This window comes from Pseudomonas sp. ADAK2 TE3594 (genome assembly GCF_053628675.1).
The window spans coordinates 2,002,311-2,022,997 of record NZ_JBRJGV010000001.1 but is presented as its reverse complement, the minus strand read 5'-3'; the positions used below and the strand labels follow the sequence as shown (position 1 = coordinate 2,022,997).

Below are 20,687 nucleotides of genomic sequence, written 5' to 3'. Positions count from 1 at the left end.
TTTTGTTATACCCGGGAAATTTTCCCGGTCTGGTGCAGATTCTTGGGCGCCGCCGCCCTTGCAACAATTGCCCGCAGTGCTGAGATTGCTAGTTCCTTAGTACCGGGTCGGTCGCGGATTTTGTGATCGACATTGATCCCTGTGGGAGCGAGCCTGCTCGCGATGAGGCCCTCACATTCAGCATTGATGTCGGCTGATACACCGCCATCGCGAGCAGGCTCGCTCCCACAGGGGTTTTGTGTTGCTCACTTGTTTGCGGCGGAATCCACCCGCCTCATCTGCCCCCGTTCGTAATGCGGGTACAAATGGCTAACGCTGCGGATCAGTTCATAGCGACTCAGGCTGATCCCGGCGAAACGTTCGGGGATGGGGCTGCGGATCATCTCGGCCATGTCGCTGCCATGGGTTGCGCCATCGCGCATCAGCTGGTCCAGCCAGGTCAGGTAATCGCGCATCTGCTCGAACGGTTTTGTATCCGTGGCCACCGGCCCATGGCCAGGAACGATCAGCGTCCACGGCAAACCCTGCAGGGTCGCGATGTCCGCCAGCCACACCGACAGCCCCGGGCTGTTGGGCGTGGTCAGGGCGCGTTGATAAAACACCAGGTCCCCGGCAAACAGCACGCCGGTTTTCTGGTCGAGAATAGCCAGATCCGCGCCGGTGTGCCCACCCAGACTCAGTAGGCGCAAATCGTGATTCCCAAAACTTTTCACACCTGGCATCAGCGTCTGCGTCGGCAACACCACCTCGGTGCCGCGCATCCAGTCGCCCACCAGCCGATACATGTTTTCGGCCATGGCATCACCCTGTTGGCGCAACAGTTCAGTGGTACCCGCCAAGGCGCCAATCGGCACGTCGGCGAAAGCCTGATTGCCCAACACATGATCAGGATGGTGATGGGTCAGCAGCACCTGGATTACCGGTTTATCGGTGGTCGCCGCAATCGCTTTGCGCAGGGCTTCGCCATAGCGTTTCGACGGCCCGGTGTCGATGACCACCACGCCCTGCTCGGTAACGATGAACGCGGTATTGACGATGTTGCCGCCGTTGCTCTTGGCGAAGTTGTCGGTGCTGCCTTCCAGCAGCCAGGTGTCTTCGGCGATCTGCCGTGGCTTGAGTGTGTAATCGGGATCGGCCAGGGCCGGCAGGCTCACACTGATGAACAACAGCAGCATCCAGCGCATCACACGCTCCTTGGGTCAGGGTATGGCCGCATCGAATTGATTGCCGCTGTTGTCGCGCAGCACCAGGCGCGTCTGCCCTGCTCCTTCAATGTCGAAGGCCAAATTGGGGTTTTCGCTGACCGCCGGGAACAACTGCAGACGCGCCAGCAATTGATTCTTTTGATCGCGCAGCTCGGCGTGATTGATGAAAAATTCCGGGATGCCGCTGACCATGCCGTTGTCCATCGGATGCGCCACCTGCAAACGCACACGACTGAATGAACCACGGGGATAACGGCCACCCAGCACTTCGCCGATGTGTTCTTCCCAACCTGGCTGGGTGCGCACCACGCTTGGCCCCGTGCACCCCCCTCCCGCCGCATCGATCAGGGTAGAGCCGACATGCCACAGCCCGTCGCGGGTCAGTACCGCCGCACGCAACGGCGTGGCTTGTTCAACGCGGATGCGGATCGACAGCCACGGCAGCACACCGCTCAAGGGTTCGAAGTCGACGATTTTCGGCAGCGGATTGAGTTCGGCCCAGGCGAGGATTCGCACCACTTCGCCCTTGAACGCCCGGGCGTCAATTTCCAGCGGCACTTGCCGGGCGTCTTCGGCAAACGGCGGCGCGAGCAACTTGACCCGCTCGTCGAACACGAACGGTGCGTCGCCGAGCATCTGCTTGTGATAGAACGCCCACATCACCGACGGCACCGGATCGACCTCAACCGCCTGCGCGGCCAAGGGCAACCAGCAGGCCAACAGACAACTCGCTCGCCAGTTCACTATTGATACATCTCGGGCACGTCATACCGCAGGCCGTAACGGGCATAAATGGCTTTCACCGAGCCCTCGCGAATCAACGCTTCCAGCGCCTCTTCCACGGCGTAGGCCAGTTGCCGATTGCTTTCATGCACCGCCATGCCGATCTCCCAAAGCTGTTTGCCCATGTTCGGGTAGGCGTTTTCCGCCAACGCCACTTGCGGGTCGGCAGCCTGATGGACTTGCCAGTCGATCTCACCGCGCATGGCCATTACCGCGTCGACTTCACCAGCCTTCATCGCGGCAAACGCCTGGGGCACGCCTGGGTAATGGTGGGTCTTGGCGGCGAGCATGCCGTTGAACACCGAGGTCAGGTAAAACGACGGCACGCTGTCGACTTCGACGCCGATCGGGTGCTGCTGGAACACCGCGACGCTGGCCACCGAGTCCAACCGACGACGGTCGTAAGCGACTTGCCATTGTTCGGTCTGGTACGGCCCGAACATCACCACATGGCCGTTTTCCAGTTCACCCAGTTCATTGCGTTTCTGTGAGTAATCGCGATCGTACGGCACGCGCATCATCAGGTCGGCCAGTTGCTGATTGTGCAACTGACTGGCCCGCCAGATGTAATCGCGCAGGTCGTCGTCGAGCTTCTCCCCGGCGGGTGCCCAGATCAGTTTCAGGCGTACCCCCATAGCCTTGGCCAGGGCCTGGGCGAGTTCGACATCGACCCCGCGAGCCTCGCCCGCGCTCTCAAAGCTGTAGGGCGCGAAGTCCTTGTACACCGCGACTTTCAGCTCGGCGGCGGCGATCATTTCGTCATAGGTACGGACCTGCGCCTGCGCTGCCTGGCAACACAGCCACACAGCGCTGATCAACACCGCGAACAAACGCATGGGTCACTCCTCGACGTGCACGCTGTCCAGGTAGGTACGCACCGCCCACAAGGCTTCCTGACTCAGGTAGTCGGCCATTTTCGGCATGTACACCCGGCCGTCACGCACGGCGCCATGGCGCACGCGTTCGACGAACCATTCATCACCGGCCTCGCCGGCGTCGAGCATGCGCAAGTCGGGAGCGATGCCGCCGGACTTGGCTTCCAGGCCATGACAGGCCGCACAGTTCTGGTTGTAGGCCGAAGAGCCGATTTCCAAAGCTTTATCGTGTTCCGGGGAGGAACGGTAAGGGTTCGCCGCCGCCCAACCATCGGCATCGACCTGCACACCGGCATCCTTGATCGGGGTCAGTCCCTGGGTTTCGATGGCTTGGGGTACCACGTTGCCGTGGGCCCAGACGAAACCTGCGTTGATGAAACCGGCCAGCAGTCCGGCAACGAGCAAGGCGTTGCGTTTTGTTGTCATTGTTCTGCCCTCAAGATTGCACGCAAAACCTCTTTGAAGAGGCTATGGCACCCATCTTAGGAACGGCTTTGCGCCAACCCCATGCTGCTTTGGTGGCCGCGGCCTACTCCCTTGGTAGTAGGGCTTGTGGCGCAGGCCCAACCAATACGGGGCGGGCGCCGTGAAGCTTGTCGATGCCGATCAGGGTCAGGATCAGCAAAAACGGCAGGAGCAGTGCCTTGAGAATACGCATGGTCAATCTCCCCCCCTTGAGTGATGGCCGTTGTAATCCATGCTAAAACCGCGCCGCACGGGGTGAGTTACTACCTTGGTACTGGCCCATCGGTACTTTCTGCATATTTCCCCGCCCGCCCAGGGTTCCTATGCTGACGCTACCTGTGATGGAGTGCCTTTATGCGCCAGCTCGCCCCTTATGCCTTGATCTACCTGTTGGCGATTGCCTGCGCCGCCGGGGTGGCGACCCAGGTTCAGGCGGCGGATGCACCGCTGCAAGTGCAGATTGGCTACCTCGGTTATCGCCCCGACCCCGGGCCGTTGCTGTCGAACGTCATCCCCGAACCGACCGATGCCGGCCTGCGCGGCGCCGAACTGGCGATCACCGACAGCAACAGTACCGGGCGCTTTCTCAACCACAGCTACAGCCTGGTCAGCGCCAGCGTCGACAATCCGGACGCGCTGATCGAAGCGGCCAAGGCCCAACACGAACAAGGCCTGCGCCTGTTTGTGGTGAATGCACCGGTGGAAACACTGCGCCGACTCAGCGCCGTGCTACCCGACAGTCTGCTGTTCAATGCCGGCAGCCCGGATGACAGCCTGCGCAGTACCGACTGCCTGCCAAACGTGCTGCACAGCCTGCCAAGCCGCGCGATGCTGGCCGATGCGCTGGCGCAATTTCTGGTGCTGCGCAAATGGCAACGGGCGCTGCTGATCGTCGGCCCGACCGCGGACGATCAAGCCTATGCCGCCGCCCTGCGTCGCGCGGCCAAACGCTTCGGCCTGAAACTGGTGGCGGAGAAAGCCTGGAGCTTTGATAACGATCAGCGGCGCAGTGCCCAGGCCGACATGCCGCTGTTCACCCAGACCGCCGAGTACGACGTGGTGCTGGTGGCCGATGAACGCGGTGACTTCGGCGAGTACGTGCCCTACCAGACCTGGTACCCACGGCCGGTCGCCGGCACCCAGGGCCTGACCCCGGTGGGCTGGCACAAAACCGTGGAAACCTACGGCGCCGCGCAGTTGCAGAAACGCTTCGAAGCCCTGACCGGACGCTGGATGAATGATCGGGATTTCGCCGCGTGGATTGCCGTACGCAGCATCGCCAGTGCGGTGGGCAAACTGCGTCAGGCCGATGCCATGGCGATTCGTCAGTTGGAAATCAGCGATCAATTGCCGCTGGACGGCTTCAAGGGTCGCAAGCTCAGTTATCGGCCGTGGAACGGTCAGTTGCGCCAGCCGATCCCCATCGTTCAACCCCGGGCGCTGGTCAGCACCTCGCCGCAGGACGGTTTCCTGCACCCCGTCAACGAAATGGACAGCCTGGGTTACGACAAAGCCGAGGTCAGCTGCCGCTTTCTCTGATCCCTTTTTTTCACGACAACAACAATAAGGAATCTGCCATGCGCCGCACCCTGCTTTCCTGTGCCCTGCTTTCCTGGGCCCTACTGCTCGCCGCCGGGCACGCCGCTGCCAGCACCGCCTGGGTCTCCAACGAAAAGGACAACAGCCTGAGCCTGATCGATATGCAGACCCTGAAAGTCACCGAGACCCTGCCCGTCGGCCAGCGCCCGCGTGGCCTGTTGTTGTCCCACGACAATACGCTGCTGTACATCTGCGCCAGTGATGCGGATCGGGTCCAGGTGATGGATGTCGCCACGCGCAAGATCATCAAGGAGCTGCCCTCGGGCAAAGACCCCGAGCAATTCGCCCTGCACCCCAACAATCGCTGGCTGTATGTCTCCAACGAGGACGATGCGCTGGTGACGGTGATCGACACCGAAACCTCCAAGGTGCTCGGGCAGATCAACGTTGGCGTCGAGCCCGAAGGCATGGCCGTCAGCCCCGACGGCAAGTGGGCGGTGAACACCAGTGAAACCACCAACATGCTGCACTGGATCGACACCAGCACCCAGACCCTCGCCGACAACACGCTGGTCGATCAGCGGCCGCGTTTCGTCGAATTCAATCCCGACGGCTCGCAGCTCTGGGCCTCGGCGGAAATCGGCGGCACGGTAACGATTCTCGACGTCGCCAGCCGCAAGGTCCTCAAGACCCTGACCTTCGAGATCAAAGGCGTGCACCCGGACAAAGTCCAACCGGTGGGGATCAAACTCAGCGCCGACGGCAAGTACGGTTTCGTCGCGCTCGGCCCGGCCAACCATGTGGCGGTGATCGACGCCAAGACCTTCGAGATCGTTGATTACCTGTTGGTGGGCCGACGGGTCTGGCAGATGTCGTTCACCCCGGATCAACGCCAATTGCTGGCCACCAATGGCGTCAGCGGCGATGTGTCGGTGATCAATGTCGACAGCCTCAAGGTCACTAAATCGGTGAAAGTCGGGCGCTATCCGTGGGGCGTGGTGGTGACGCCATGAACGCCCTTGAAGTCAGCGACCTGAGTTTCGCTTATGGCCAGCGGGAGGCCTTGCGTCAGGTGAGTTTCAATCTGGCAGCGGGGCGTTTTGCCGCGCTGCTTGGACCGAACGGCGCCGGCAAGTCGACGCTGATTGCGCTGCTCACCCGCCTCTATGATCTGCAGCGCGGAGACATCCGGGTCGGCGGCTGCTCCTTGCGCACCTCGGCACGTCCAGCGTTGAAACAATTGGGTGTGGTGTTTCAGCAAAGCACCCTGGATCTGGACCTCAGTGTCGAGCAAAACCTGCATTATCACGCCGCGTTGCATGGCTTGTCCCGGCGCCAGACCAACCTGCGAGTCGACGCCGAACTGGCGCGCCAGGCCCTGACCGAGCGCCGTCGCGAACGGGTACGCGAGCTCAATGGCGGCCATCGCCGCCGGGTGGAAATCGCCCGTGCGTTGCTGCATGAGCCAAGCCTGTTGCTGCTCGACGAAGCGAGCGTCGGCCTTGATCCAGCCAGCCGACTGGCGCTCAACCAACACATCCGCAGCCTGTGCCGCGAGCACAATATCAGCGTGCTCTGGACCACTCATTTACTTGACGAAGTACAGCCCAGGGACGACTTGCTGATCCTGCACCAAGGGCGGTTGGTGGCCAGCGGACAGGCTGAGGCGTTGAGCCTGGAACACGGTGGCGACCTGGGTTCGGCCTTCACTCGACTGACGACATCAGGAGCCGCCCAATGAACGCCTACTGGCAATGTTTCAGCGGTATCGTACTGCGCGAATGGCTGCGCTTTGTATTGCAGCGCACACGGTTTCTCAGCGCGCTGGTGCGGCCGTTGCTGTGGCTGCTGGTGTTCGCTGCAGGCTTTCGCGCGGCACTCGGCATCGCCATCATTGAGCCCTACGACACTTACATTCCCTATGAGGTTTACATCATCCCGGGCCTGGCCTGCATGATCCTGTTGTTCAACGGCATGCAAGGTTCGCTGTCGATGGTCTACGACCGGGAGATGGGCAGCATGCGCGTGCTGCTGACCAGCCCCCTGCCCCGGACTTTTCTGCTGTGCAGCAAATTGCTGGCGACGTCGCTGATTTCGCTGTTGCAGGTGTACGCCTTTCTGGCAATTGCCTGGCTGTACGGTGTGCAACCGCCGGCCATGGGTTTGTTGCTGGCCTTGCCGGCATTGCTGCTGGTGGCGTTGATGCTCAGCGCGCTGGGGCTGTTGCTGTCCAACGCCATCCGCCAACTGGAGAACTTTGCCGGGGTGATGAACTTCGTGATCTTCCCGCTGTTTTTCCTGTCGTCGGCACTGTATCCGCTGTGGAAAATGCGTGAGTCCAGCGAGTGGTTGTATTGGCTGTGTGCCTTGAACCCCTTTACTCATGCGGTGGAACTGGTGCGGTTTGCGCTGTATGAGCGCTTCAACCCGTTGGCGCTGGCGGTATGTACGGGGCTGACACTGATATTCACTCTGCTCGCGGTACTCACCTTCAACCCGCAGCACGCCGCCCTGCGCAAATACAACTGACAACACTAATCCCTGTGGGAGCGGGCTTGCCCGCGATGGCGGCGTGTCAGTCAACATCTGTGCTGAATGTAAGGGCCTCATCGCAGGCAAGCCAGCTCCCACAGTTCTGAGGTGCTCACATATTTTGTGTTCACACACTATCCAGTGTGGGAGCAAGCAGCCTTGCGCAAAACCAACTGACAACACAATTCCCCTGTGGGAGCGAGCCTGCTCGCGATTACAGTGTGTCAGTCAACATCAATGCTGGATGTAATGGCCCATCGCGAGCAGGCTCGCTCCCACAGTTGATCTGAGGTGTTCACATATTTTGTGTTCACACACTACCCAGTGTGGGAGCAAGCAGCCTTGCGCAAAACCAACTGACAACACAATTCCCCTGTGGGAGCGAGCCTGCTCGCGATTGCAGTGTGTCAGTCAACATCAATGCTGGATGTGATGACCTCATCGCAGGCAAGCCAGCTCCCACAGTTCTGAGGTGTTCACATATTTGTGTTCACACACTATCCAGTGTGGGAGCAAGCAGCCTTGCGCATACCCAGCTGACAACACTAATCCTTGTGGGAGCGGGCTTGCCCGCGATGGCGGTGTGTCAGTCAACATCAGTGCTGAATGCAAGGGCCTCATCGCAGGCAAGCCAGCTCCCACAGTTCTGAGGTGTTCACATATTTTGTGCTCACACACTATCCAGTGTGGGAGCAAGCAGCCTTGCGCAAATTCAGCTGACAACACTAATCCCTGTGGGAGCGGGCTTGCCCGCGATGGCGGTGTGTCAGTCGACATCAATGCTGGATGTGATGGCCTCATCGCAGGCAAGCCAGCTCCCACAGGAGATTTGTGTTGAACAGATCAAAATTACTACTTTAGTACTGGTTTACCTGTCTATCGTCGCATTCACAACGCACCGCTACTGGCATGTAATGGGTTCATAACTATAAGGACTGAACCCCCATGCCGCGTGCACGACGTGTTCTGCTGTGCCCTTCTCTCGCCGCGCTGTCGCTGAGCCTGTTGCTGGGCGTTGCGCAGGCTGAAACAGCGCTGTTCTCCGCCGAGGGTTATCGCATCGGCCTGTACCGTAACCCGACGCCGACTCAGCTCCAGGGGGCGAGTATCATCGACACGCCTGCCCTGCAAAACCTGCTCCAGCAGACGCCCCCTCCGCTGCTGATCGACGTCTACCGCCGGCAATGGCTGCAGGGCCGTTTCATCGAAGACCAGCCCCACGAAAACCTGCCCGGCAGCCATTGGCTGGCCAATACCGGTGACGGGGACCTGACGCCCCCGTGGCAGGAATATTTCGCGCGCCACCTGCAGCAATTGACGGCGGGCGACCTGACGCGACCGTTGGTCTTTTACTGCCGATCCGATTGCTGGTTGAGCTGGAACGCGGTAAAACGCGCCGCGTCCATGGGCTATAAGACACTGTATTGGTACCGCGACGGCCTGGATGCGTGGCAAGCGGCAAATCTGCCCGTGACGCCCGCCCGGCCCGAGCCCTTTCCCTGACGTGAACGCTTGCGTGTTGTTGCCACACCCCGATCAAAAAAATAATGAGGTGAAAGGCCATGTACAAAATTCTGATTGCCGACGATCACCCGCTGTTTCGCGAAGCCATTCATAACGTCATCAGCGACGGTTTCCCCGGCAGCGAGGTCATGGAAACCGCCGACCTCGACAGCGCCCTGGCCCTGACCCAGGAGCACGATGACCTGGACCTGATCCTGCTCGACCTGAACATGCCCGGCATGCATGGCCTCAATGGCCTGATCAATCTGCGCAACGAGGCGCCGACCATTCCGGTGGTGATCGTCTCGGCCGAGCAGGACAAACAAATCGTGCTGCAAGCCATCACCTATGGCGCGGTGGGCTTCATCACCAAATCGTCGCCACGGGTGCAAATGACCGAGGCCATCCAGCAGATTCTCAATGGCAATGTGTACCTGCCGCCGGACATCATCCGCACGCAAAAAAGCGGCATTCATCGCCGGATGAATGACACCCCGAGCTTCCCGCCCGAATTGCTCCAGGCACTGACCCGCAAACAACTGCTGGTGCTTGAGCGCATGACCAAGGGCGAATCGAACAAACAGATCGCCTACACCCTGGAAATCGCCGAAACCACGGTCAAGGCACACGTCTCGGCGATTTTGCGCAAACTCAATGTGCACAATCGGGTGCAGGCGATTTTGAGTGCCGGGGATATTGATTTCGGGTCGTATTTGCGGCGCTGATTCTGGGGGCAACAGTTAGACCGAATCGCTCCCATCGCGGGCAAGCCCGCTCCCACAGGTTTGTGGAGATCCTGTGGGAGCGGGCTTGCCCGCGATAGGGCCAGTGAACACACCAGAAAACTCAAGGCCGACCAAGCAAATGACTCATCGCCGTCTTGAGTTTCATCGGCCGCACCGGTTTGTGCATCAGGGTATGGCCCAGTTCACGGATCTGCTGTTTGAGTTCGTTGCTGTAGTTGGCGGTGATCATCATCGCCGGGATCGCTGAAGCGCGACGGGCGTTGATGCGGGCCACGGCGTCGACACCATTCTTCTCGTCATCCAGGTGATAGTCCGCGATCAGCAGATCGGCTTCGTCGTGATAATTGTCCACCTGCCGCGCCAGGTCCTCCTCCGACAGCGCCGTGACCACCCGGCAGCCCCAACCTTCGAGCAAGGTGCGCATCCCCGCGCAAATGGCCGCGTCGTTGTCCAGCACCCACACCCGTGCACCGCGCAGGCGCTCGAGCATCGGTTCGCTCATCAGCAGGCTCGGCAACGCCTTCGGTGCCGTGGCACTCAACGGCACTTCGACGGAAAACATAGAGCCCTTGCCCGGCCACGAACGCACATGAATCCGGTGGCCAAGAATACGGGCGATTTTCTCGACGATCGCTAGCCCCAGCCCCAAGCCGCGATCCTGATCCGGACGCTGCACATCACCGCGCTTGAACTCCTGAAAAATCTCCTCCAGACGGTTTTCAGCAATGCCCATGCCGCTGTCCCAGACTTCAATGGTCAGCCGCTGATGATGACGCCGGCAGCCGAGCACCACGCGCCCGCTGTAGGTGTAGCGAATGGCATTGCTCAGCAGATTACGCAGGATCCGCGCGAGCAACTGAATGTCGCTGCGCACCAGCGCCGAACACGGGATGAAATGCAGCTCGAGACCTTCGCTGCGGGCCACTTGGGTGTATTCGGCGGCGAGGTTTTCCAGCAATTCGCTCAGGGCAAATGGCGCAATGTCGGCCTTGATCACCCCGGCATCAAGTTTGGAAATGTCCACCAGCGTGCCCAACAGGTTTTCCACGTCTTCCAGGGAATTGCTCACGTTGCGCACCAGAGTCTCGTTGGCCACCGGCTCCCGGCGCTCCAGCAAAGCGCTGGTAAACAGCCGCGCGGCATTCAGCGGTTGCAGCAGATCGTGGCTGACCGCTGCGAGAAATTTGGTCTTCGACAGGTTGGCCTGCTCGGCCTCGAGTTTGGCCTCGCGCAAGCGTGATTCCACCCGGCGACGCTCGTCGATTTCGCGCAGCAATTGGTCATTGAGGGTGGTCAGTTCGGTGGTGCGTTCGCGCACCCGCAACTCAAGGTTCTGATAGGCCTGATGCAGCGCCTCAGCGGTGCGGCGGCGCTCGGTGATGTCGCGGATCAACACGAAAATCCCCACCACTTCTCCGGTGGCCAGGCGATTGGGCACGTAGGAGCGCAGCATGTAGCGCTCCTGATTGTTGATGTTGGTTTCGGCAAACTCGAACGTCACGCTCTCGCCAGCCAGGGCCCGGGCCACGTAGGCTTCCAGGCGCTGATAATGCTGCTCGCTGTGGACTTCGCGCAGACTCTGCCCGAGCATCACGCCCCGGGGCCAGCAGTACCATTCTTCATAGACCTTGTTAGTGAATTCATAGACCAGATCGGCATTCAGGTAGGCGATCAGCGCCGGCACATGGTCGGTGATCAGGCGAATCCAGCGCTCGCTTTCACTGAGGGCTTCGGCGTGCTGGTAGCGTTCGGTGATGTCGGTGAAGGTGTTGACGAAACCGCCGGTGGGCAACGGATGGGTGCGGATTTCCAGGACCCGGCCATCGTAGAGGCGCTGCTCGCATTCCTGCACGTGCCGCCCGTTCGGATCGCGACTGGCCGGGGTCAGCAGGTTCAGTTCGCTGTCGGCAATCACTTCGGCGAACGGTCGATGAGCCGCCACCGGGGCCAGGCCGCTGAGTTCCAGGAAGCGCCGGTTCCACAGTTCCAGAATGCCCTCGGCGTTGACCATCGCCACCCCTTGGGACAGGTTGTCGACCGCCCGCTGCAACAAGTGCGATTTCTGCGCCACCGCCTGCTCGCGGCGCAGGGTTTCGCTGAGTTTGACGTCGGTAATGTCGGTGAACAGGATCACCCGCCCGCCTTCCTGAGTCGGCCGTTCGCTGACTTGCAACCAGCGTCCGTTGTGCAGGCGATAGAGCAAGTTTTCGTCGGCATGCCCGCGGGGTTCTTCACTGAACAGTCCGGTCGCGGTCATCAACCGTTTGACCTCGCGCAGGCGCATACCGGCATTGATCCGCACCCGACTGTTGCCCCAGAACGCCTTGAAGCGGCTGTTGAACAGCACGATCCGCTGCTCGGCATCGAACAGCACAAAGGCGTCGGAAATGCTTTCGATGGCGTCGATCAAGTGTTGATGGGCAGTTTCGGCCCGCAGCCGCGCCTCGCTGAGCAAATGATTGCCGGCCTTGAGTTCGGCCATGGCCTGGTTCAGGGCGTCGGTGCGCTCACGCACCTGTTCGGCCAGCACCACCGAATGCTGGAAAGCCGCATACGGGTCGTTGCCGCGGGTGATGCCGGATTCGATGCGCTCGATCAGCGCGCCATTGATGCGCTGCAGTTTGTGGTTTTCGTGGCGCAGGCTGGCGATCTGCGCCTGCAGGTCAGCGCTGTCCAGGGGAGCGGCCTCGGGCAATGGCAACCCCGGTGAAGGTCTGGTTGATGTGCATGCCATTGAACTGTTCTCCGTAGGTGTTGAACCCCATCACCCGCTGCTCCCGCAGAAACGCGCCAATCTGCTCGAGATTGCCGCCGTCTTCCAGTTCCAGACGCCTGAGAAAACAGTCGCAGCCGATGGTCAGCAACAGGTCCCCGAGACGCTCCTGCAAACCATCGAACAGGTTTTGTAGATTCGGCAGCATGGGGCCGGGGGTCATGACGGTGAGGACGATGCCGTTTTCCACCGCACAGTAAAAACTCAGACTCAAGTCCGGATGAACCTGCTGGATCGCCCGCACGTAATACTGGTCGTTGATCCGTACCGCCAACGGGTGCGCGGCGAAGATCCGATAGTCGAGTTCGGCCACCGGCACGCCGATGTGCCGGGCGTACTCCTCGGCGGCCGGTTCGGCGTTGAGCTCGAACACCCGGCGCGAAGCGCTGTCGGCAGCGGTGACCACCAGTTTCTCGGCCCTGGGCAGGATGTGGTGGGTGGTGAAGACTTCGAAGTCCAGCCAGGTATTGACCAGCACCACCACCGCCGCGCCGCTGTGAAACTCGCCGCCGAAATACACATGGGTATGGGTCAGGTAGTTGTCGTCGCCAGCCGATCCGCCGAAATGCGGAATGTCGCCCAACGCCGCACTCAGGGCTGCTAGAACCATTTCTTCACGGCTGGACAAGCCATCGAGCAGGGTCAGGGCAAAGCTGTTGCCCTTGATCGGCGCCAGGGTGTTGCTGCGACAGCCACTGACCAGTCGCTCGACCATTTGCTGGGCATCGATCAGGCTGAAATGCTCCATTTCGTCAATCAGTTCGGTGGAGATGGAAAAATGCCGATGATCGAAGCCCACCGCCGTCACGCAGCTGCGGCCATAGCCTTGAGGAGTGATTTCTCCGGCACTGGTGCAACCCACCAGGCGAATGCCGCCGAAGCTCTGTTGCAACGCCTGCCCCAACGCCTGCAAGTCGTACTCGGCGGAACAGAAGAACAGCACGAAGCCCAAGTGGGGGTGCAAGAGTTGTCGCGCCAGATCCTGGGCCGCTTGCTGGGCATCGATGGCCTGGGACATGGCACTGACCACACCGTCGTTCTGAACCTGCTGCATCCTCGCCCCTCGCCGGTGCGCCTGTATGAGGCACGAGTGTACGAAGCTTGCGGGCGGCGGCGAATGCTACTTGGGTAGTGGGTGGGGTGGTTCGATGGGATGAGAGCCGGACCGCATCTGCAAAACAGCACATTCCCCCGTAGGAGCGAGGTTTGCCCGCGAAGAGGCCGTCACATTCAACATTAATGTCGACTGACACACCGCTTTCGCGGGCAAGCCTCGCTCCTACAAGGGATTTGCGTTACCAGGTCAACACCGCCCCCACCGCAAACGTATCGGTGTCTTCATTCTGGGCGCTGGTGTCGTGGCCGTTGATTTCGAACTGGTTGTACTCGGCCACCAACTTCAGGTTGTCGTTGACGTCATGGAACAGCGCAATGCCGCGGGTCTCGTAATCGGCGCCGCTGCCGACCACACCGTTGCCGTCGTCCTCGGTCTTGCCGTAGGACAAGGCCAGGCGGTTCTTGCCCAGTTTGTAGGAGCCCTGCAACAGGTAACCGTCGCTGTCGACATTGCGCAGGGTCGGTTCGCCGGCGTTGTTGGTGAAGAACGGGTTGATGCCCTTGGCCTGGAAACCGGAACCGGTCAGCGACAGCCCGCCCATCTTCGCCTGCACGCCGTAGCCGACGCCTTTGGAGGTGACGGACTCGACGCTGGAGTCGGTGTTGTCCGAAGTCTGGTAGCTGCCGTTGAGCCAGCTGTAAATCTTCGCCCCGCCGACGTCGAACTGATAGGTGATCTCGCTCTCGGTGCGCGGGTTCTCCTGATACGCCTTGCCTGTCGCGCTGCTGTCGTTGGTGTCGACCGGGTCCATGATCCCGACCGCTACCCGCAAGCCATCCATCACCGGGGTGCGATAGGTAATCTGCGACGTCGGGAACGGGTACGGATAACCGCTGCCAATGTTGCCGAACGACACCCCTCCGCCGTCCACCAGGCCCAATGTATCGCTGACCTGACCATAACCGGCGAGCAGTTCGTCGAGCAGGATGTTGGAGCGGGCAAACAGGCCGAAGTCCTTGCCGATCAGCACCTCGCCCCACTCTGGATTGGCCACCGTGCCGTAGAACTGCCGCACGTCGATGGCGGTGTCGGTGCCGTTGGTTTCACTGTCGTTGATGGTCACCCAGAACGAGGCGCGGGCGCCGAGCTTGAGGTCATCGACCTGCTTGCCCATGTTGAAGCCCAGGTAGTTGGGCAGGAATCCCATCTTCACCCGTGCCTGGCGCCGGTCGTACTGCTCGCCGGCCCGGTCCACGTCGCTGTTCACGTAGAAGGCGTTGATATAGCCGTCGGTGGAGAACGTGGTCTGGTCCTTGTCGTAGAGCATGATCTCGGCCTCGGCCATTGAGCTCAGGCCAAGGGAGGACAGGCTGGCGATGAAGGCCGGCAAGAAACGATGCTTGAAGTTCTTATTGTTGTGCATGGCGCGCTCCGCAACGGGGGACTTGATGTCGGAGGCGATTATCGAAAGCGGACCGGCGGCGTCATACACTGCCTTGGGGGCGGTTTTGAAGTGCTTTGGAATGGCCGGCAATGCGCGACAATTACGGCGTAAGACCGCTGCTCGGCCAGGCTCGGAACTTAGGGTGTAGGCCTATGCACCCCAGGGGCCGCTTTTTGTAGGAGCCAGGCTTGCCGGCGAAGGCGTCCTTCAGTCCGCCCTCGCCGACAAGCCCGGAGCCTATCGGTCAGAAACTCGCCCTGAACAGCATGTAAACGGCGATCACCACGCAGACGCTGGCAAAGCCCATCTGCAGCCCTCGGGCCGGCACCCGCGCGCAGAGTTTTCGACCGAGGATCATTCCGACGATGCTGGCAACAATGAACGACCCGCCCAAACCATCGATCCGCACCCCGGCATGAAACGCGCCGATCACGCCGATAGCCGAGATCAGGCTGATCACCATCAACGACGTGGCGACGATGCCGCGCATCTGCACATCGGTCAGTTGCTTGAACGCCGGCACTATCAGAAAGCCGCCACCGACCCCGAGCAGCCCCGAAACCACACCGGTCACCGCGCCGAGTGCCGCCAGGGTGGCGGTGCATTTGGCGGTCCAGGAAAAACGCCCGGTCTGCTGATCGAGCATGCAGTTCTTCTGGCCCCAGTTGGCATGCCCGTGGTCGCTCGGGCCGTCGTCGTGCTTTTCCCGGCGCAGCATCCGCCAGGCCACCATGACCATCAGCAGACTGAACAGGATCATCAAGACCCTTTCCGGCAACTGATGGGCGAAGTAGATGCCCACCGGCGAAAACACCGCACCCAGCAGTGCAATCAACAACGCCGCGCGATAGCGCACCAGGCCATGGCGCAGACCGTCGATCGCACCGATCGCCGCCGCACTGCCCACCGCGAACAAGGCGACGGGCGCCGCTTGGGTCATGGTCAAACCCAGCCCCAGCACCAGGGCCGGCACCGCAAGAATACCGCCACCAGCGCCGGTCAAACCAAGCACCAGGCCCATGACCACACCGAAAAAACTGGCCAGCAACATAGGGTTCTCTCAGTCAACCTTGGACAGATGGGTCAGCCATTCACGGCCCTTGAGCAGGCCATTCCAGTAGAACCACGGCAGCAGGGTCGCCTTGAGAAACCAGGCTGAACGGCGCGGCACAATCGGGACGAGGGGAAAGGTCGGCAGCAACTTACCGGCGTAACCGAACTCGGCGAGAATCACCTTGCCCTTCTCCACCGTCAGCGGGCAGGAACCGTAGCCGTCGTACTTGAGTGGCAACGGCTGTTGCTTGCGCAGGGCCAGCAGGTTTTGCGCCACCACGACGATCTGCTTGCGCGCGGCGGCGGCAGTTTTCGCGTTGCTGGTGGAACAGACATCGCCCAAGGCGAACACGTCTGGATAGCGCACGTGTTGCAGGCTGTGCGGGTTCACTTCGCACCAGCCAGCGGCGTCGGCCAACGGGCTTTGGCGGATGAAATCCGGCGAGACCTGAGGCGGCACGACGTGCAGCAGGTCGAAGGTTTTTTCTTCTACGGTCACGACACCTGCAGCGTCCTTGACCTCGAACCACGCGGTTTTCGATGGCCCGTCAACCTTGACCAGATTGGAATTGAAGGCCAGCCGGGCGTTGTACTTTTCGATGTATTTCATGAGCGGCGGCACGAATGTCGCCACGCCGAACAACGCAGCGCCGGCCAGATTGAACTCGACGTCGAACTTGCTCAGAACTCCGGTTTTGCGCCAGTGATCGCAGGACAAGTACAAGGCTTTCTGCGGCGCACCGGCGCATTTGATCGGCATCGCTGGCTGGGTGAAGATCGCTTTGCCGCCGCGCAATCCCTGGACCAATTCCCACGTGTAGGCCGCATGCCGATAGCTGTAATTGGAGGTCACGCCGTTCTGGCCGAGGGTGTTCTGCAAGCCTTCGATTTTCTCCCAGGCCAGGCGCAAACCGGGGCAGACGACGAGGTTCTGGTAACTGACGGTGCGGCCGTCGTCGAGGGTCAGCTGTTTGCTGTCGGGGGCGATATCAGTCACGGACGCCTGCAGCCAGGTGGCTTGGCGCGGCATCACCGAGGCCATCGGGCGCGCGGTGTTTTTCACTGCATAAGCACCGCCGCCCACCAGCGTCCACGCCGGTTGGTAGTAATGCTGGCTGTCGGGTTCGATGACGGTGATGTTTAAACCAGGATCGCGTTTCAGCAGGCTGGCAACCAAACCAATGCCGGCGGTCCCGCCGCCTATTACCACGATGTCGGCACTGATGGATGGGCCCCAGTGTTGATCGTTCATCATTCATTCCTTGTTATTGCACGCATGGCGCCGGGTTCAGCTCTAATGCCGGACCTGTAGGAGCCAGGCTTGCCGGCGAAGGCGTCCTTAAGAGCGCCTTCGCCGGCAAGCCTGGCTCCTACGAAAGGCGGTTCAGCCCCAGCTTTTCAACACCGCTCCGCAGTACAGGCCGGACAGGGTCTTCATCACCTGAATCACTTCGTGACTGGCTAAACCATAGAATATGTACTTGCCTTCACGACGGGTGACTACCAATCCCTCGTCGCGCAGGATGCCCAGCTGTTGGGACAGTGTGGGCTGGCGCACGCCGGTCATTTTCTCCAGTTCGCCGACGTTGCGCTCGCCCTGGGTCAATTGGCAGAGAATCAGCAAGCGGTCCTCGTTGGCCAGGGCCTTGAGCAGCGCGCAAGCCTTGGAGGCGGAGGCCCGGAGCTGGGCGACTTCACATTCGGTCAGACTGGATTGCATTTGCAGGATGCCTTCGACGTCACTTAAGCTGCGGACATTATGTTTAAACATAAAGTGTTGCAACCGGTTATTGTCCTCCTGCCCCTTTCCACAGGTTCGTCCCCATGTCTGCGTTGATTGAAGCCTTCCTCGACCCCGCCTCGTCGACCTACAGCTACGTGATCTACGAACACGATGGCGGGCACTGCGCGATTGTCGACCCGGTGCTGGATTACGACCCCGCCGCCGGGCGCACCGCGACCGTCCAGGCCGACAAAATCATTGCCTTCGTGCGCGAACACCAGTTGCAGGTGCAATGGCTGCTGGAAACCCACGCCCACGCCGATCACCTGTCGGCCGCGCCGTATCTGCGTCGGGAACTGGGGGGCAAAATTGCGATTGGTCAGTCGATCAGCACGGTTCAGGGGGTGTTCAAGACGCTGTTCAACCTTGAACCGGGATTTAGCGTCGATGGTTCACAGTTCGATCACCTGTTCGCGCCGGACGAGTCATTCCAGATCGGCAATCTCAAGGCCACGGCCCTGCATGTGCCCGGGCATACCCCGGCGGACATGGCCTATTTGATCGACGGCGATGTGATTCTGGTGGGCGATACGTTGTTCATGCCGGACGTCGGCACCGCGCGTTGCGACTTCCCTGGCGGCAATGCCAACCAGATGTTTGCCTCGATCCACAAACTGTTGGCCTTCCCCGCCAGCGTTCGCCTCTACGTCTGCCACGACTACCCGCCCACGGGCCGCGCGCCGCAATGCCAGAGCACGGTTGGCGAGCAGCGCAAAAGTAATATCCATATTCATGACGGTATTGACGAGGCCACCTTCGTCGCCATGCGCACCCGGCGCGATGCCGGGTTGTGCATGCCGACGCTGTTGCTGCCGGCGATTCAGGTGAATGTGCGGGCGGGGAATTTGCCGCCAGCGGAAGAGAATGGCGTGACTTACCTGAAGATTCCGATTAACAAGCTGTAAATCAAGATCAAAAGATCGCAGCCTTCGGCAGCTCCTACGGGACCGGATGCATCCGCAAGATCACGGTGCACGCGATCAATGTAGGAGCTGGCGAAGCCTGCGATCTTTTGATCTTCAATTGGCCAACGTCAACCCATTCGCCGGCAACGGCAGCGCCGTCTTATACCGCACCTGCTTGAGCGCAAAGCTCGAACGGATATTCGCCACCCCAGGCACTTTGGTGAGGAAGTCCATCATGAAGCGCTCCAGCGACTGAATGGTCGGCACCAGCACGCGGATCAGGTAGTCCGGGTCGCCGGCCATCAAGTAGCACTCCATCACTTCCGGGCGATCCGAGATCGCCTCTTCGAAATGCTGCAACGCCTCCTCCACCTGTTTCTCCAGGCTGACGTGAATGAACACATTCACATGCAGCCCCAGCAGTTCGGCATCGAGCAGGGTCACTTGCTCACGAATCAGCCCTAATTCTTCCATCGCCTTGACCCGGTTGAAGCACGGCGTCGGCGACAGGTTCACCGAGCGCGCGAGGTCGGCGTTGGTGATGCGCGCGTTCTCCTGAAGGCTATTGAGAATGCCGATGTCGGTACGGTCCAGTTTGCGCATGAGACAAAACCACCTGCTTTTTATGTTTATGCAGAATTTTTATCCTTAAATAACCTCAAGCGCAACGAAACACAGAGAAATATTCTTCTGGGCCCGGCCTATGATTGTTGTAGGACAAGATTTCTTCTACCGAGGAATGACTGCCAGCTCACTACAAGAAATTCACAAGATCGAGCGTAGAAGCCATGAACCAAGCGTACGAACCGCTGCGCCTGCACGTTCCCGAACCTTCGGGCCGCCCCGGCTGCAAAACCGACTTCTCCTACCTGCATCTGACCGACGCAGGCTTGGTGCGCAAACCCCCAATCGACGTTGAACCGGCCGACACGGCTGATCTGGCCAAAGGCCTGATTCGCGTGCTCGACGACCAGGGCAATGCCCTCGGCCCGTGGGCCGAAGGCGTACCGGTCGAGATCCTGCGTAAAGGCATGCGCGCCATGCTCAAGACGCGGATTTTCGACAACCGCATGGTGGTCGCCCAGCGTCAGAAAAAAATGTCGTTCTACATGCAAAGCCTTGGCGAAGAAGCCATCGGCAGTGCCCAGGCCCTGGCCTTGAACATCGACGACATGTGCTTCCCCACCTATCGTCAGCAAAGCATTCTGATGGCCCGCGAAGTGCCGCTGGTCGACCTGATCTGCCAACTGCTGTCCAACGAGCGCGATCCGCTCAAGGGCCGTCAGTTGCCGATCATGTACTCGGTCAAGGACGCTGGCTTCTTCACCATCTCCGGCAACCTCGCCACCCAATTCGTCCAGGGTGTGGGCTGGGGCATGGCCTCGGCGATCAAGGGCGACACCAAAATCGCCTCGGCCTGGATCGGCGACGGCGCTACCGCTGAATCGGACTTCCACACCGCCCTCACCTTCGCCCACGTCTACCGTGCGCCGGTGATCCTCAACGTGGTCAACAACCAGTGGGCGATCTCGACGTTCCAGGCGATTGCCGGTGGTGAAGCCACTACCTTCGCCGGACGCGGCGTCGGTTGCGGCATCGCCTCCCTGCGGGTTGATGGCAACGACTTCGTCGCGGTGTACGCCGCCTCTGCCTGGGCCGCCGAACGCGCGCGCCGCAACCTTGGCCCAACCATGATCGAATGGGTCACCTACCGCGCCGGCCCGCACTCGACGTCCGATGACCCTTCCAAATACCGTCCTGCCGACGACTGGAGCCACTTTCCGTTGGGCGATCCGATTGCGCGCCTTAAGCAGCACCTGATCAAAATCGGTCAGTGGTCCGAAGAGGAACACGTCGCCGTCAGCGCCGAGCTGGAAGCCGAAGTCATCGCCGCGCAGAAAGAAGCCGAGCAGTACGGCACCCTCGCCGGCGGCCAGATTCCGAGCGCCGCGACCATGTTCGAAGACGTCTACAAAGAGATGCCGGAGCACTTGAAGCGCCAGCGTCAAGAGTTGGGGATCTGA

At 60.7% G+C, this 20,687-nt stretch carries 20 protein-coding genes; 8 read left to right on the top strand and 12 right to left on the bottom strand.

The annotated features are described in order from the left end of the window. Positions 1 to 245 precede the first annotated feature (245 nt). The 5 genes from AB7M22_RS09345 to AB7M22_RS09325 all read right to left on the bottom strand — a co-directional run bounded on the left by AB7M22_RS09345 (position 246) and on the right by AB7M22_RS09325 (position 3,521). Entirely contained in the window at positions 246 to 1,184 is a 939-nt protein-coding gene (locus AB7M22_RS09345; protein WP_454186041.1) for a quinoprotein relay system zinc metallohydrolase 1, read from the bottom strand. Between the two features lie 15 nt (positions 1,185 to 1,199). Further along, entirely contained in the window at positions 1,200 to 1,949 is a 750-nt protein-coding gene (locus AB7M22_RS09340; RefSeq protein WP_454186040.1) for a quinoprotein dehydrogenase-associated SoxYZ-like carrier, read from the bottom strand. Beyond that, positions 1,949 to 2,824 carry a substrate-binding periplasmic protein gene (locus AB7M22_RS09335; protein ID WP_454186039.1) on the bottom strand — a complete coding sequence of 292 codons (876 nt, stop codon included), beginning with the start codon at positions 2,822 to 2,824 and terminating at the stop codon, positions 1,949 to 1,951. Before AB7M22_RS09335 ends, AB7M22_RS09340 begins: the two co-directional genes overlap by 1 nt. A gap of 3 nt (positions 2,825 to 2,827) precedes the next feature. Continuing rightward, positions 2,828 to 3,289, bottom strand: coding sequence for a cytochrome c-550 PedF (gene pedF / locus AB7M22_RS09330; protein ID WP_454186038.1), 462 nt, complete (start codon positions 3,287 to 3,289; stop codon positions 2,828 to 2,830). A gap of 103 nt (positions 3,290 to 3,392) precedes the next feature. Then, a complete protein-coding gene (locus AB7M22_RS09325) occupies positions 3,393 to 3,521 on the bottom strand; it encodes a hypothetical protein (RefSeq protein WP_256348746.1) in 129 nt (42 codons plus the stop codon). A 161-nt stretch (positions 3,522 to 3,682) separates the two neighbouring features. Here AB7M22_RS09325 and AB7M22_RS09320 point away from each other — a divergent pair, with 161 nt between their 5' ends. From AB7M22_RS09320 to AB7M22_RS09295, 6 genes are all read left to right on the top strand, one after another. Continuing rightward, positions 3,683 to 4,867 (top strand): ABC transporter substrate-binding protein, encoded by a 1,185-nt coding sequence (locus tag AB7M22_RS09320; protein ID WP_454186037.1) that lies wholly within the window; start codon positions 3,683 to 3,685, stop codon positions 4,865 to 4,867. Positions 4,868 to 4,905: 38 nt separating this feature from the next. Then, complete coding sequence (locus tag AB7M22_RS09315) at positions 4,906 to 5,880, top strand: YVTN family beta-propeller repeat protein (RefSeq protein WP_454186036.1); 975 nt, start codon at positions 4,906 to 4,908, stop codon at positions 5,878 to 5,880. Then, complete coding sequence (locus tag AB7M22_RS09310; RefSeq protein WP_454186035.1) at positions 5,877 to 6,608, top strand: ATP-binding cassette domain-containing protein; 732 nt, start codon at positions 5,877 to 5,879, stop codon at positions 6,606 to 6,608. Before AB7M22_RS09315 ends, AB7M22_RS09310 begins: the two co-directional genes overlap by 4 nt. After that, on the top strand, positions 6,605 to 7,396 hold the full coding sequence (locus AB7M22_RS09305; RefSeq protein WP_454186034.1) for an ABC transporter permease: 792 nt from the start codon (positions 6,605 to 6,607) through the stop codon (positions 7,394 to 7,396). Before AB7M22_RS09310 ends, AB7M22_RS09305 begins: the two co-directional genes overlap by 4 nt. A 948-nt stretch (positions 7,397 to 8,344) precedes the next feature. Further along, positions 8,345 to 8,902 carry a PQQ-dependent catabolism-associated CXXCW motif protein gene (locus AB7M22_RS09300; protein WP_454186033.1) on the top strand — a complete coding sequence of 186 codons (558 nt, stop codon included), beginning with the start codon at positions 8,345 to 8,347 and terminating at the stop codon, positions 8,900 to 8,902. 59 nt (positions 8,903 to 8,961) lie between these two features. Then, positions 8,962 to 9,627 carry a response regulator gene (locus AB7M22_RS09295; protein ID WP_454186032.1) on the top strand — a complete coding sequence of 222 codons (666 nt, stop codon included), beginning with the start codon at positions 8,962 to 8,964 and terminating at the stop codon, positions 9,625 to 9,627. A gap of 121 nt (positions 9,628 to 9,748) precedes the next feature. On the opposite strand, the gene nahK is transcribed toward AB7M22_RS09295, so the two are convergent. The 6 genes from nahK to AB7M22_RS09265 form a co-directional block, all read right to left on the bottom strand. Next, on the bottom strand, positions 9,749 to 12,382 hold the full coding sequence (gene nahK, locus AB7M22_RS09290) for a hybrid sensor histidine kinase/response regulator NahK/ErcS' (protein ID WP_454186031.1): 2,634 nt from the start codon (positions 12,380 to 12,382) through the stop codon (positions 9,749 to 9,751). After that, on the bottom strand, positions 12,312 to 13,475 hold the full coding sequence (gene nosP / locus AB7M22_RS09285; RefSeq protein WP_454186030.1) for a nitric oxide-sensing protein NosP: 1,164 nt from the start codon (positions 13,473 to 13,475) through the stop codon (positions 12,312 to 12,314). Before nosP ends, nahK begins: the two co-directional genes overlap by 71 nt. Positions 13,476 to 13,716: 241 nt before the next feature. Next, positions 13,717 to 14,901 (bottom strand): porin, encoded by a 1,185-nt coding sequence (locus tag AB7M22_RS09280; protein WP_008005357.1) that lies wholly within the window; start codon positions 14,899 to 14,901, stop codon positions 13,717 to 13,719. 265 nt (positions 14,902 to 15,166) lie between these two features. Then, complete coding sequence (locus AB7M22_RS09275; protein ID WP_454186029.1) at positions 15,167 to 15,973, bottom strand: sulfite exporter TauE/SafE family protein; 807 nt, start codon at positions 15,971 to 15,973, stop codon at positions 15,167 to 15,169. 9 nt (positions 15,974 to 15,982) lie between these two features. After that, entirely contained in the window at positions 15,983 to 17,227 is a 1,245-nt protein-coding gene (locus AB7M22_RS09270; protein WP_454186028.1) for an FAD-dependent oxidoreductase, read from the bottom strand. A gap of 132 nt (positions 17,228 to 17,359) precedes the next feature. Beyond that, positions 17,360 to 17,695, bottom strand: coding sequence for an ArsR/SmtB family transcription factor (locus AB7M22_RS09265; protein WP_032830345.1), 336 nt, complete (start codon positions 17,693 to 17,695; stop codon positions 17,360 to 17,362). Between the two features lie 104 nt (positions 17,696 to 17,799). Here AB7M22_RS09265 and AB7M22_RS09260 point away from each other — a divergent pair, with 104 nt between their 5' ends. Then, on the top strand, positions 17,800 to 18,663 hold the full coding sequence (locus tag AB7M22_RS09260) for an MBL fold metallo-hydrolase (RefSeq protein ID WP_454186027.1): 864 nt from the start codon (positions 17,800 to 17,802) through the stop codon (positions 18,661 to 18,663). Positions 18,664 to 18,777: 114 nt separating this feature from the next. Here the strand turns inward: AB7M22_RS09260 and bkdR are convergent, their stop codons facing one another. Beyond that, entirely contained in the window at positions 18,778 to 19,266 is a 489-nt protein-coding gene (bkdR, locus tag AB7M22_RS09255; RefSeq protein ID WP_007895124.1) for a Bkd operon transcriptional regulator BkdR, read from the bottom strand. 185 nt (positions 19,267 to 19,451) lie between these two features. Between bkdR and AB7M22_RS09250 the strand changes: the two genes are divergently transcribed. Then, positions 19,452 to 20,687, top strand: coding sequence for a 3-methyl-2-oxobutanoate dehydrogenase (2-methylpropanoyl-transferring) subunit alpha (locus AB7M22_RS09250; protein WP_008005369.1), 1,236 nt, complete (start codon positions 19,452 to 19,454; stop codon positions 20,685 to 20,687).